The organism is Pseudarthrobacter sp. lyk4-40-TYG-27, assembly GCF_030209295.1.
GTDB lineage: Bacteria > Actinomycetota > Actinomycetes > Actinomycetales > Micrococcaceae > Arthrobacter.
In genome coordinates this window covers 603,758-616,153 of sequence record NZ_JARVSH010000004.1, presented here as the reverse complement: position 1 = coordinate 616,153, position 12,396 = coordinate 603,758, and the positions used below count along the sequence as shown (strand labels likewise).

Below are 12,396 nucleotides of genomic sequence, written 5' to 3'. Positions count from 1 at the left end.
GCGCGCTTAGCCGTTTCCCTTGCCATTGCCGTTTCCGTTGCTGCTCGGCGCCGGGGCCGGGGCCGGGGCTTGGGTGGCGGGCGCCTGGGTTGCAGGGGCTTGGGTGGCCTGCTGGCCGTTCTGGGCAGGAGCGGAGTTGGTGGTGGTCCCGTTGACCATGTTGCTCGGCGGTGCCGGGAACGGGTTGGTGCCGTAGCCTGGCGCGACCTTGGTCATGAAGTTCGAGAACATGGGTCCGGCGACCATGTAACCGTCAATGCCCTGGTAGAACTTTCCGTTGACGGTGATGTTCTGGCCGGCACGGCCCTGGTCGCCCAGCGGGTCACCGAACCAGGCAGCCGTAGCCAAACCGGTGGTGTGGCCAACAACCCAGGTGGAGCCGTTGTTGTTCGAGGTACCGGTCTTGGCGCCGATCGGGAAACTGGTCTTGGTGGACAGGCGCGGCTGGATCAGCGAGCCCGAACCCCTGTTCATGACTTCCTGAAGCGCGTAGTTCACGCCGCGGGCAACCTCTGGCTTGATGGCGTCGCGGCAGCTGCTGGACTGGGCCGGGAGCTGCTTGCCGGTGGCGTCGGTCACCGAGGTGATGGCAATGGGCTCGCAGTACTTGCCGTCGTTCGCAAATGTGGCGAACGCGCTGGCCATGGTGAGCGGCGACGTTTGGGTGGAGCCCAGCAGATTGCCCAGGGTCATCATGTTGATCTTGGGGTGCGGCTCGCTGCCATCAGCCGAGGGCAGGCCGCTGTGCAGTCCAACGGCATCGGCGATCTTTTGGATGCCGCAGAAGTCCAGCTGCGCCGCGGACGCGAACGTCACGGTGTTGATGGAGTTGTAAAGGCCCTCAAGGACGGTCAGCGGCTTGTACCACTGTGGCTCGGCATTCTGGAGGTCATCAGTAGCGTCCAGGCCTGCATTCTTCTGCGCCGTGCTGTACGCACCCTGGACCTTCCCGCACGTGTTCTTCCACGGGTAACCAATGGGGTAGACACGCTGGGCTGCATTGACCACGGTATTCATGGTCTTGCCCTCGTTGAGCCACTCCGCGAAGGTGAACGGCTTCATGGTGGAACCCGGTTGGAACCCGCCGACGCCGTTGAGGTCGTTCCCGTCCTTGTCCAGCTTGTCCACGTTGAAGTTCAACTGTGAATTGAAGCCGCCCGCGCCGGCCAGGAACGAGGTGTTCTGGGCCATGGAGATGATCTTGCCGGTGCCGGGCTGTACCGAGACCATGGACGCGCCCCATTTATCCGGGTTGGCGCCGGCCGCGGCGTCGGCCTGCTCCTGGGCGGTGGCCTGGGCTTTGGGGTCCAGGGTGGTGGTGATGGTCAGGCCGCCGCCGTAGATGAGCCGCTGGCGGTCCTTGACGTCTGCACCGTAGGCCGGGTTGTTCTCCAGCAGGTGCAGGATGTAGTCGCAGAAGTACGGAGCGGTGGCCGCGTAGGCGCATCCTTGCTTGGGCTGGGTGACCTTCGGTTCAACCGGGGTGGCCACCGCTGCCTGGTATTCGTCCGCGGTGATCTTGCCCTGGTCCTTCATCAGGCCCAGCACCAGGTCCCGGCGCTGCTTGGACTTCTCCGGATTGGTGATGGGGTCGAACATGGACGGGCTGTTCACCAGGCCCGCCAGGAGTGCCGCCTGCGGGAGGGTCAGGTCCTTGGCGGTGGTGCTGAAGAAGTACCGGGAGGCGGCCTCGATGCCGTATGCGTCCCGGTTGAAGAACACGATGTTCAGGTAGCCCTCAAGGATCTGGTCCTTGGTGAACTCCTTCTCCAGGGCGATGGAGAGCTTCATTTCCCGGAGCTTGTCGCCAACGCCTTTGTTGACGCCGTTGAGCTTGATCTGGTCTTCTTCGCCGGCAGCGGCGAGGTTCGCATTGAGCACGTTGTTGACGTACTGCTGCGTGATGGTGGACGCGCCCTGCTTGTTGCCGCGGGCGGTGGCGACCAGCGCGCGAAGGATGCCGGTGGTGTCCACGCCGCCATGCTCGTAGAAGCGGCTGTCCTCCACGGCAATGATGGCGTTCTTCATGTTCGGCGAAATTTGGTCCAGCGGAACCTTGGTGCGGTTCTCCGTATAGACGCTGGCGATCTCGCTGCCGTCGGCGGCCAGGATGCGGGTGGTCTGGCTGGGCGGGTCAACCTTCAGTTCCGCAGGGAGGGAGTCGAAGAAGTTGATGGAACCGCTTGCCGCGCTGCCCGAGACGGCAGCGGCGGGAACCAGAAGGCCCGCCACCAGGACACCGCAAATCGCGCTCACACCGAGGAAAAGAAGGATCTTACCCAGTGTGGTGGCAGTGTCGAATAAGGGGTTGTTGCGAGTCGCCATGTTTTCCACTTTACCGGCAAGGGCTACGCTTTCTCTCATGACCAAATGGGAGTACGCGACGATTCCGCTCATTATTCACGCCACCAAGCAGATCCTGGACCAGTGGGGGGAGGACGGCTGGGAGCTTGTCCAAGTGGTTCCCGGACCCGACGGCAACGGGCTTGTCGCCTACCTCAAGAGGGAGAAGCAGTAGCATGAGCACCCCCGCAGAAGCCCGTTCCGGCGCCGCGACGGCGCCGGCATCCGCCGTCGAGCAGCGCCTCGCGGAACTTGGCATCACGCTCCCGGAAGTCGCCGCTCCCGTGGCGTCCTACGTCCCCGCCATCGTCTCCGGCAACCACGTGTACACCTCCGGCCAGCTGCCGTTCATTAACGGCAAGCTCGAAGCTACCGGCAAGGTGTCCGCCGGCACCGAAGGGTTCGCCGACGAGCCCACGGTGTCCCCCGAAGACGCCCAGAAGTATGCCGCCGTGTGTGCCGTGAACGCCCTGGCCGCGGTCAAGAGCGTCATCGGCGACCTGGACCGCATCACCCGCATCGTCAAGGTGGTCGGATTTGTCTCCTCCGACCCGTCGTTCACGGGCCAGCCCGCCGTTATCAACGGCGCCTCTGAGCTGCTGGGCCGTGTCCTCGGCGACGCCGGGCAGCACGCACGTTCCGCCGTCGGCGTTGCCGTTCTTCCGCTCGACTCTCCCGTGGAAGTCGAACTGATCGCCGAATTCAGCTAGGACCGGTCACTTCCCTTGCCTCACCTCGCACGACGCCTTTTTGCACTTCCCCAGGACCTTGAAGGGGCGGCTCAAAGCTGGCTCGAACACGGCGAACGGACTCCCCGGGCCGCGCGCTACGCCTCTTCCGTGGTCCTCCTGCGTGATTCCCCCACCGGCCTGGAGACCTGGCTGGGTTACCGGCCCGGCTCCTCGCCGCTGGGCGTCCTCGCCTTCCCCGGCGGTTCCCTCGACCCGGCCGACGACGACGCCATGGGCTGGCTTGGCCCCTCGCCGCAGCATTGGGCCGAGCAGATGGGAACGGCCGACGTCGGGCTGGCGCGGCGCCATGTGGTGGGCGCCATCCGGGAACTCTTCGAAGAGACCGGCATCCTGCTGGCCGGTCCGGACATGTCCAACACCGTGGAAGCCACATCCTCGTCCGAGTGGATGCGTGCCCGCATCGCGGTCGCGGACCAGGAAAAGACGCTGGCCCAGGTCCTGGGCAAGCGTGGCCTCTCGCTGCGTACGGACCTGCTCAAATCCCTGGTCAACTGGCGCAGCCCGGATTTTGCGCACCGCCGGTTCGATACCCGCTACTTTGCCGCCACCGTCCCGTTGGGCCAGGAACCCTCGCTGCTTGAGGGCAAGGGCGTCTGGGGCAGGTGGGTCAACGCGGCCCAGGTGGTGCAGGAAAGGAATACCACCGCACTCGGCGACGAGGCCGGTCAGGAGAACACCGTGGGCCGGCCCTTGGGCGAGCTGCTGGTCCCCGGCTCGGAGATCATGATCGAAAAGATGGCGGCCGCCAACGGCTGCATCGCCTATCTGAGCTACAAGCGCAAACCCCACGTGTACCAGCCGGTCCTGGTGGAGGAAGACGGCAAGCTGATGCTTGAGGTCGAGGCCGCCAAGACCGTGGCAGGGGACCACCAGCGCGAACGCTGACGCCAGGCGGTTGAGCCTGTCGAAGCCTGGGACTCGGCCGGTATTGTTTCCGGGCACGAAAAAGGCCGCCCCTCGGGGCGGCCTTTTTCGTGTGTCCTAGCGGGAGCGCTGGCGGAGGCGCTGCATGTCCAGGATGACCACGGCGCGGGCCTCGAGGCGGAGCCAGCCGCGCTGGACGAACTCGGCGAGGGCCTTGTTGACGGTTTCGCGGGACGCGCCCACCAGCTGGGCCAGTTCCTCCTGGGTCAGCTCGTGTGCCACCAGGACGCCATCGGTCGCCGGCCGGCCGAAGCGGTCTGCCAGGTCCAGCAGGGCCTTGGCCACGCGGCCCGGGACGTCCGAGAAGACGAGGTCGGACAGGGAGTCGTTGGTGCGGCGCAGCCGGCGGGCCAGGGCCTGCAGCAGCTGGGCGGAAACCTCGGGGCGCGTCCGGAGCAGGGTGTTCAGGCTCTCGTTCTTGAGCCCGGCCAGCCGGGTTTCCGATACCGCGGTGGCGGTGGCGGTGCGGGGGCTCGGGTCGAAGAGGGCCATCTCGCCGAAGAGTTCGCCCGGGCCGAGGATGGCGAGGAGGGATTCCCGGCCGTCCGGGGACGTGCGGCCGAGTTTCACCTTGCCGGAGACGATGAAGTAGAGCTGGTCACCCTGGTCTCCCTCGCGGAACACGGATGCGCCGCGGGAAAGGTCCACCTCGGTGAGCTCGTCCGTCAGCAGACGGAATGCGTCGTCGTCGAGCGTGGCGAAAAGGGGTGCTCGGCGCAGTACCTCGATGTCCATGAAATCTCCTGAGTAAAAGTATCGGCTGTGGCGCTTGAGCCATTGTTTCAGAATTTTCAAGGTTCTGTGACGAACTTGGCAGCCGAAACGCCCGTGAACAACCGGATCCGGGTCAATGGGAGGGCGTTGAAGCCCACAGAAGTTTGTCAGTGTCCGCCACTAGAATGGGGGTTCAACTGTTTAATAAGGAGCCTTTGTGGTCGGCTTGACTGTCCTGGACCTCGTCCTGATCCTGGCGCTGCTGTCATACCTGGTTTACGGCCTCCGCAATGGTTTCCTGGTCACGGTCGGCGGCCTGGCCGGTTTCGCGGCCGGCGCCGTCGCGGCGTTCTTCGCCGTCCCCCTGGTCAGCACCTTCGTTCCGGACTCCGGATGGAGGCTGACCGCCATCATTGCGGCCGCCGTCGTCCTCATGGCCCTGGGCCACGGGCTGGGCACCATGGTGGGCCGGCAAATCCGCGGTGCCATGCGGATCCGGCCGCTGCGTGCCGTGGACCGGTTGGTGGGTGGGGCCCTGAACCTGGTGGTGTCCGCGCTGGTGATGTCCATGCTGGCCTTCAGCGTCAGCTCCCTGGGCGTGCCGGTCGTGTCGCAGCAATTGGCTGAATCCAAGGTGATCCGGTTCATCGACGGGCTCACGCCCACCCCGGTCAAGGCGACCATGGCGGAGCTGCGGTCCACGGTGATCGGCAACGGGATCCCCACGTTGTTCGAAGGGCTGGACCAGGGCCAGCCGGTCCAGGTGCCCAACGCGAGCACCAACACTCCGGCCTTGAACCAGGCCGCCCAGTCGGTCCTGAGGATCGCCGGCACGGCCTATGAATGCGGCCAGAACCAGACCGGCACCGGGTTCGTGGTGTCCCAGGGCCGCGTGGTCACCAACGCACACGTTGTGGCGGGCGTGTCGCAGCCCGTCGTGGAGATGCCCGACGGCGGCGCGATGCCGGGGCGCGTGGTCTACTTCGACACCAAGCGGGACCTGGCCGTCCTGGCGGTTGACAACCTGCCGTCCCAGCCGCTGCCGCTGAGCCGCGACCTGCCCGGCGGCAGCCAGGCCGCCTTCGCCGGGTACCCCCACGGCGGCCCGTTCCAGTCCAAGCCGGCCACGGTGCAGGACATCGCCACCGTGCTGGTGCCGGACATTTACGGAAACAACCCGTCGCCGGAAGACATCTACCGCCTGGCGGGGGACGTGCAGCCGGGGAACTCGGGCGGCCCGCTGCTGACCACTGACGGCCAGGTGGCCGGGGTGATCTTTGCCAAGGCAACTTCGGACGCAGAAGTGGGATTCGCCATCACCATGAGCGACCTGAACCCGGTAGCCCAGGAGGCGCCCACCCTGTCCGCGCCCGTCTCCTCCGGGCAGTGCATCCAGAAGTAGGGCTGCCGGAAGCCAGGCCGCTCAGAACCAGGGCTGCCGGCTACAGGACCTCGGCCAGGTAGTCGATGGCGAGTTTGTAGCCGAATACGCCGGCGCCCACGATCACCGCGGCGCATACCGGGGACAGGTACGAGTGGTGCCGGAACTCCTCCCGCTGGTGCACGTTGGTGATGTGCACCTCGACGGCGGGCAGCTGCACGGCAGCCAGGGCGTCACGGAGCGCCACGGACGTGTGCGTGAAGGCGCCGGCATTGAGGACAATTCCTGCGGCGGCGCCCCGGGCCGCGTGGATGGCATCCAGCAGGACACCCTCATGGTTGGACTGCACGCACTCCACCGCGAAGCCGTGCTTGGCGGCGGCGGAGGCTGCCAGCTGCTCCACGTCCGCGAGGGTTGAGGTGCCGTACTTCTCCGGCTCACGGGTGCCCAGCAGGTTCAGGTTGGGGCCGTTGATAACGAGGATGGTGCCGCGGCCGGCTTCGACGGTGGAGGAGGCTTCAGTCATGCCTGCAAATCTATCGGCTGCTGCTGCCCGCCGCGCATTCTTACGTTGGAAGCGGCGGCGGGCAGCGGGCCCATAGCAGCCGCTAGAGGGCCGTGACCTTGAACAGCAACGCGTGCTCCGGGTTCAACATGGGCATGGGCAGCCCCACTTCGGCGAGGAACCGTCCGTTGGCAACCGCGCCGCCTGCAAGCCAGGCCGGGGGCTGGACCTGGGTGAAGGTGTGGGCGTAGTCGGCGTCCACCGGTGTGGGGAAGACGGCCTCCACCCGGTAGCTGCGCTCCCCGTCCAAACCGGGAACGCCCATCCTGCCGGGGGTCTCGGACGCCGAGGTGCGCATGCCCACGACGGCGAACAGCGCCGCCGTCGCGCCTTCAACGGGTGCGGGAGCCACCACGCCGTACAACTGGAACGCGTCATCGGCGAGGTCTGCGTGGACCGGCAGCCCGCTGTGGATCAGGTCCCGGTGTTCCTTGTACAGCCCCACCAGGCGCCGCAACTCTTCCCGCTCCTTGCCCTGGACGCCCCGGACATCCCATTCCATCCCAAAGTGGCCGAACAAGGCAGTAATGGCCCGGAACGAGAGATCGTGGGTCCGGGCGGTGGTGTGCGAGGTGGTGGGCCCGATGTGGCTGCCCACCAGCTCGGGCGGGACCACCAGGCCGGTCCAGCGCTGGATGGCCTGCCGCTCCAGCGCGTCATTGCAGTCCGAGGCCCAGATACGGTCGGTCCGCCCCAGGATGCCCAGGTCCACGCGGGCGCCACCGGACGAGCAACTCTCGATTTCGACGCCGGGGTGGGCCTTGCGGAGTTCATCGAACAGCCGGTACGCAGCAAGGGTCTGCTCGTGGACGGAGGGCCGGCCCGCATGGCCGTGTTCCACGAGGTCGCGGTTCTGGTCCCATTTCAGGTAGCTGATGTTGTTGCCGGACAGGAGCGCGGAGATCCGGTCGAACACGTAGTGCCAGGCCTCCGGGTTCACCAAGTCGATGACGTGCTGGTTGCGCCACTCCAGGGGCAGCCGGCCGCCGTCCTTGTGCGCCGCGGCGGAAGGACCCACGATCCAGTCCGGATGTGCACGGGCAACGTCCGAATCCAAGTTGACCATCTCCGGCTCCACCCACAGGCCGAACTCCATGCCACGGGAGGTGACGGCGTCGATCAGCGGGGCCAGGCCGTCCGGCCACACCGTCTCGTCGACGTACCAGTCGCCCAGCCCGGCGTGGTCGTCGCGGCGCCCGCGGAACCAGCCGTCGTCGAGCACGAAGCGCTCCACGCCAAGGTCCGCCGCGGAATCAGCCAGCTCGACCAGCGTGTCCAGGTTGTGGTCGAAATACACGGCCTCCCAGGTGTTCAGCACCACCGGGCGCGGCTTTCCGGCCGGCAGCCCTGTGGAGGCGGCCGGCAGCACATGGTGCGGCCGGGAACGGAACCAGCTGTAGAACGCCTCGCTGATGCCGTCCAGGCCGTGGGCGGAGTAGGCGGCGAACAGGGCCGGCGTGGTGTACCCGGCACCCGGTTCGAGGATGACTTCGGCCGGCCCCAGCAGCTCCGAGCCGCCGATCACGGTCCGGCCATCGCCGATGGTGTCCGCGAACTGTTCGTGGTTGCCGCTCCAGGCCAGATGGGTCGCCCACACCTTGCCGTGCCGGTTGCCGAAGCCCTCGGTGCCTGCGGCGAAGATCAGTGACGAGTCGTGCCCGGTGCGGCCGTGCCGGCCGGTCCGGACCCAGGTGCCCTGCTGGATGCGCTGCCGTTGCGGGTGGCGTTCCCGGCACCAGCGGCCGGTGAGGTCCAGGAGTTCGACGGCGTCGGGGGCCACCGGGAGGACGGTTGCCAGCTCGTCCACCTGGAACGGGGTGGTGCCGTCATTGGTGACGGTGTGGCGCAGTTCCAGCAGGCCGCCGTCGTGCAGCGTGAGGGAGGTGGAGACGCTGATGCCGGCGTCGGCGTCGGCCTGGCCGATCGTGGCGGTGCGGCCCTCGGCGTTGGCGGACGTGACGCGGAGGCGGGTGGAAAAGTCGAAGCCGGAGCCGTCGCCGGTGATGCGGTGCCCGCGCAGGGCGGGGCGGCCGCGCCACGAGGAGGACGCCTGGGGGAGCAGGGCGGACGGTACGCGCGCGTCGACCGAAGAGGGACCGATGGGTCCGGCCAGGAAGCCCAGGTCCGGCAGCTCCGCGCCCAGGTCCGCGCCCCAATGGATGACCTCGGCCTCCCCGCTGTTGAAGCTGATCAGCAGGCTGGTGCCGGCGGAACGGAGGTACAGGGGATCCATAGGAGGTCTCTTTCAGTGTTCAGCGTTGCGTCTTAAGTTACGCACAGGAGGGAAATCCGGAAAGGGGTGGCCGGGCGCCGCCGCCGCCGCGAGGAGGAGGACGGCGGCGCCCGGGCCGGTGGCTGCGACCACATACGCAGCCACGTTGGAGGGGTTACTTGAACAGGGCGTTGACCTGGTCGTTGGCCTGGGTGAGGGAGCTGGCCTTGGCCTTGCCGGATACCACGGCGTCCATGGCCGGCTTCATGATGCCGTCAACCTTGGCGGCGTTGTCCGCGATCGGGTAGAGGAACGTGGTGCCGTCCTTGACCTGCTGGCTGAACGGGGTCACGTCAACGCCCTTGGCCTTGAACGCTTCCACTGCCTTGTCGGCGGAGGTCTTGATGGCGGGGAAGACAACGGCCTTGGCAGCCACCACGTCCTGGCAGGCTGCGGAGCCCAGGTATTCCACCCACTTGATGGCGGCCTCCGGCTTCTTGGTGCCGGCGTAGATGGAGTCCGCCAGGCCGTTGTACATGCTGGCGCGCTTGCCGTCGACACCCTTGGGCGTCGGGGCGATGCCCACCTTGACGTCCTTGTAGCCGGTGTACTGGCCGATCATCCACGAACCGTTGGCATTGATGACGGACTTGCCGGCGGCAAAGGTGTCCGCCATGCTGGCACCCACCGTGGTTTCAAGTTTCGGCATGTAGCCCTTGTCCACCAGCCCGGCGAACCAGTCGATGCTTTCCTGGAACTTGGGGTCGTCGTAGTTGAAGTGCTTGCCCCACGGGTTCTTGTCCGTGTGCGTCCAGCCGGTGGTTCCGGTCAGGTAGCTCCACTCGGTCTGGCCCTGGCCCGAGCCGGAGCCGTTGAGCCCGAGCCCGTAGACGGCCACGTTGTTCTTGTCGAAGCCGGCTTCGTCGCCGCGCTTGCCGTTCTTGTCCACGGTCAGGTGGGCGATCGTCTTTTCGTACGTGCCGCCGTCCTGGGGGTTCCAGCTCAGGTTGGCCATCTGTTCGGGGGTGACGCCGGCGTCGGCCGCGAGCTTGGTGTTGTAGAACAGGGCGATGGTGTCCCAGTCCTTGGGCAGGCCGTACCGCTTGCCGTCCTGGCCAACCCAGAGGTCCGCGAGCCCGGAGTTGTAGATGCCGGTATCGATGTTGTCCTTCTTGACGGCGTCATCAAGGGCGAGCAGTTGCTTGTTCTTGATGAATTCCGGGTACTTGCCCAGGTGGTCGGTGAAGACGTCCGGGGCGGTGCCCGCCACGAAGCCGTTGGTGAGGGTGCCCCAGTAGTCGTCCCAGCCGCGCTGGGTGACCTTGACGGTGATGTCCGGGTTGGCCTTATGGAAGTCGTCGGCGCACTGCTTGTACGCCGGGAGCTGGTTGGCATCCCACAGCCAGTAGTTGATTTCGCCCTTGCCGGCCTCGGCGGATCCGCCGCCTCCGCAGGCTGACAGCGCCAGGACAGCGGCCGCTGCTGCGGCGAGGGAGGTGAGTGCTTTCTTTTTCATGGGTGTTCCTTTCACAGTGCTTCCGGGCAGGCCGCCATGGCCCGGCGCCGGGATGGGACGGGTGGGTTACGCGGAAAGGCGGTTACTTGATGCCGGAGAAGCCGATGGAGTTGACGATTTTCTTGCCGAACGCGGCGAACAGGATCAGGACCGGCAGGGCGGAGACCAGGGTGGCTGCCATCAGCCCGGACCAGTCGGGCGCGCCCTGCGGCGACTGGGATTTGAAGACGCCCAGGCCCACCGTGAGGACGCGGACGGATTCGTCCTGGCCCACCAGCAGCGGCCAGAAGTACTCGTTCCACTGGCCGATGAAGGTGAGCAGGGCAAGCGTGGCGATGGGGGCTGCGGCGTTGGGCAGGATGATCTGGAAGAAGATCCGAAGGTGCTTGGCGCCATCGAGCATGGCCGCTTCCTCCACCTCGCGGGACATGTTCAGGAAGAACTGCCGCAGGAAGAAGATGGCGAACGGGGTCATGAAGATGTAGGGGAGTACCAGGCCCGCCAGGGTGTTGAGCAGGCCCAGGTTCTTGATGAGCAGGAAGTTGGGCAGTGCAGTGAAGATGGGCGGCACCATCATGGTGGCCAGGAAGAGGCTGAACACCAGGTTCCGTCCCCGCCACCACAGCCGGGCGAACGCGTAGGCGGCCATGGCGCTGAAGAACACGGCCCCGGTAGTAGTGATGGAGGCGAAGAGCACGGAGTTGCGGAGGTAGCTCCAGAAGTCGATCTGGGCGCCGGATCCGCCTTCGGCGACAGCTTCCTCGGGCGATTGCAGGCCGAAGACCCGTTTGAAGGCGCCCAGGTTGAAGTCGGCCGGGAGCAGGTTGGTGGCGTTGCCGGCAAGGGATCCGTTGGTGGACAGCGCCGTCCGCAGGATCCAGTAGAACGGGAGGATTGAGACGGCGACTGCGAGGGCAACGAGGGCCCAGGCGGCGGCGCGGCGCCAGTTGAACGGACGACGGCGGGCGGCGGGCCGGGCAGGGGCGGAAACTTTTGCGGTGGTCATGGAAGTGTCCTTAGTCCAGGTCTGATTCGTTGCCCTTGAGGAACTTCATCTGGATGAAGGCCACCAGGGCGAGGATGACGAAGAGGATGACTGCCAGGGCGGAGCCGTATCCGAAGTCCGATTCCGTGAAGGCCTTTTGGTAGATGTAGAACTGCAGCACCCGGCTGGCGTTGACCGGGCCGCCCATGGTGGTCACGGCCACGGTGTCGAAGACCTGGAAGGAGCCGATGACGGTGACGATCAGGACCAGGACCAGGACGGGACGCAGCAGCGGCACCGTGATTTTGCGGAACGTCTGCCACGGGGAGGCGCCATCCAGGTTGGCCACCTCGTAGACATGGTGGGGGATGGACTGCAGGCCGGCGAAGAGCAGCAGCGCTGTGTAGCCCATGTGCCGCCATGTGTTGATGAGCGCCTGGGTGGGGATGGCCCATTCCTCGCTGCCGAAAAACGCCACTTTGGGCAGGCCGATGGATTCGATGAGGTAGTTGACGATGCCGATCTGGTAGTCCAGGAGCCAGAACCACAGGAGGGCGGCGATCACGTTGGCCATCAGGTACGGCAGCAGGAGTGCGCCGCGGATCCAGGTTGACTTGGCCACCCGGTGCATCAGCAGGGCCAGTCCCAGGGCCAGTGCGGTCTGCAGGACGATGTTGATCAGGACGTACTGCGAGGTGACCGCCAGGGCGTTCCAGAACAGGGGATCTTTGGCGATTGCCTGGTAGTTGGCGGTGCCGATCCACGTGGGGTCCCCGAGGATGCTGTATTCGGTGAAGCTGAGGTAGATGCCGCGAAGCGTCGGCACCAGGTAAAAGACGAGAAATCCGATCATGGCGGGAGCGATGAAGAACAGCGCGATCTTCAGGTCACTTTGTCCCCGGCGCTTCAGCGGCCGGTGCACTGCGTGCTCTGCCGGGCTGGCGTTCCTGGTAAGGGTGGTCATCATCGACCCTTTCCTGATTGTGATGGAAGTAACAGGCTGC

The 12,396-nt window shown here is 66.2% G+C and carries 11 protein-coding genes; 4 read left to right on the top strand and 7 right to left on the bottom strand.

The window, feature by feature from the left end:
* Window positions 1-6 precede the first annotated feature (6 nt).
* Entirely contained in the window at window positions 7-2,325 is a 2,319-nt protein-coding gene (locus tag QRM96_RS10610; RefSeq protein WP_018761861.1) for a transglycosylase domain-containing protein, read from the bottom strand.
* A 37-nt stretch (window positions 2,326-2,362) separates the two neighbouring features.
* Between QRM96_RS10610 and sp36 the strand changes: the two genes are divergently transcribed.
* From sp36 to QRM96_RS10595, 3 genes are read left to right on the top strand one after another with little or no spacing between them, the layout of a single operon-like run.
* Window positions 2,363-2,518: a Sp36 family protein gene (gene sp36, locus QRM96_RS10605; RefSeq protein WP_009359196.1), complete on the top strand. Its 156-nt coding sequence runs from the start codon at window positions 2,363-2,365 to the stop codon at window positions 2,516-2,518.
* 1 nt (window position 2,519) lies between these two features.
* Entirely contained in the window at window positions 2,520-3,053 is a 534-nt protein-coding gene (locus tag QRM96_RS10600; RefSeq protein WP_109045149.1) for a RidA family protein, read from the top strand.
* 15 nt (window positions 3,054-3,068) lie between these two features.
* Window positions 3,069-3,980: an NUDIX hydrolase gene (locus QRM96_RS10595; protein ID WP_026264606.1), complete on the top strand. Its 912-nt coding sequence runs from the start codon at window positions 3,069-3,071 to the stop codon at window positions 3,978-3,980.
* Window positions 3,981-4,076: 96 nt separating this feature from the next.
* On the opposite strand, the gene QRM96_RS10590 is transcribed toward QRM96_RS10595, so the two are convergent.
* On the bottom strand, window positions 4,077-4,754 hold the full coding sequence (locus QRM96_RS10590; RefSeq protein WP_013602309.1) for a Crp/Fnr family transcriptional regulator: 678 nt from the start codon (window positions 4,752-4,754) through the stop codon (window positions 4,077-4,079).
* Window positions 4,755-4,950: 196 nt separating this feature from the next.
* Between QRM96_RS10590 and QRM96_RS10585 the strand changes: the two genes are divergently transcribed.
* The gene (locus QRM96_RS10585) at window positions 4,951-6,135 is read left to right on the top strand and encodes a MarP family serine protease (RefSeq protein WP_109045151.1); all 1,185 of its coding nucleotides are present in this window, start codon (window positions 4,951-4,953) and stop codon (window positions 6,133-6,135) included.
* 40 nt (window positions 6,136-6,175) lie between these two features.
* On the opposite strand, the gene aroQ is transcribed toward QRM96_RS10585, so the two are convergent.
* The 5 genes from aroQ to QRM96_RS10560 all read right to left on the bottom strand — a co-directional run bounded on the left by aroQ (window position 6,176) and on the right by QRM96_RS10560 (window position 12,356).
* A complete protein-coding gene (gene aroQ / locus QRM96_RS10580; RefSeq protein WP_018761856.1) occupies window positions 6,176-6,640 on the bottom strand; it encodes a type II 3-dehydroquinate dehydratase in 465 nt (154 codons plus the stop codon).
* A gap of 82 nt (window positions 6,641-6,722) precedes the next feature.
* Window positions 6,723-8,912 (bottom strand): alpha-galactosidase, encoded by a 2,190-nt coding sequence (locus QRM96_RS10575; RefSeq protein ID WP_285319587.1) that lies wholly within the window; start codon window positions 8,910-8,912, stop codon window positions 6,723-6,725.
* 154 nt (window positions 8,913-9,066) lie between these two features.
* Window positions 9,067-10,407, bottom strand: coding sequence for an ABC transporter substrate-binding protein (locus QRM96_RS10570; protein WP_133830627.1), 1,341 nt, complete (start codon window positions 10,405-10,407; stop codon window positions 9,067-9,069).
* An 82-nt stretch (window positions 10,408-10,489) separates the two neighbouring features.
* Entirely contained in the window at window positions 10,490-11,413 is a 924-nt protein-coding gene (locus QRM96_RS10565) for a carbohydrate ABC transporter permease (RefSeq protein WP_285319586.1), read from the bottom strand.
* Between the two features lie 10 nt (window positions 11,414-11,423).
* The gene (locus QRM96_RS10560; protein ID WP_109045372.1) at window positions 11,424-12,356 is read right to left on the bottom strand and encodes a carbohydrate ABC transporter permease; all 933 of its coding nucleotides are present in this window, start codon (window positions 12,354-12,356) and stop codon (window positions 11,424-11,426) included.
* Window positions 12,357-12,396: the final 40 nt, after the last annotated feature.

Excerpts from the sequence above, each read along its gene's own strand:
- QRM96_RS10610 (WP_018761861.1), bottom strand. The coding sequence starts at position 2,325 with ATGGCGACTCGCAACAACCCCTTATTCGACACTGCCACCACACTGGGT.
- sp36 (WP_009359196.1), top strand. The coding sequence starts at position 2,363 with ATGACCAAATGGGAGTACGCGACGATTCCGCTCATTATTCACGCCACC.
- QRM96_RS10600 (WP_109045149.1), top strand. The coding sequence starts at position 2,520 with ATGAGCACCCCCGCAGAAGCCCGTTCCGGCGCCGCGACGGCGCCGGCA.
- QRM96_RS10590 (WP_013602309.1), bottom strand. The coding sequence starts at position 4,754 with ATGGACATCGAGGTACTGCGCCGAGCACCCCTTTTCGCCACGCTCGAC.
- aroQ (WP_018761856.1), bottom strand. The coding sequence starts at position 6,640 with ATGACTGAAGCCTCCTCCACCGTCGAAGCCGGCCGCGGCACCATCCTC.
- QRM96_RS10575 (WP_285319587.1), bottom strand. The coding sequence starts at position 8,912 with ATGGATCCCCTGTACCTCCGTTCCGCCGGCACCAGCCTGCTGATCAGC.
- QRM96_RS10570 (WP_133830627.1), bottom strand. The coding sequence starts at position 10,407 with ATGAAAAAGAAAGCACTCACCTCCCTCGCCGCAGCAGCGGCCGCTGTC.
- QRM96_RS10565 (WP_285319586.1), bottom strand. The coding sequence starts at position 11,413 with ATGACCACCGCAAAAGTTTCCGCCCCTGCCCGGCCCGCCGCCCGCCGT.
- QRM96_RS10560 (WP_109045372.1), bottom strand. The coding sequence starts at position 12,356 with ATGACCACCCTTACCAGGAACGCCAGCCCGGCAGAGCACGCAGTGCAC.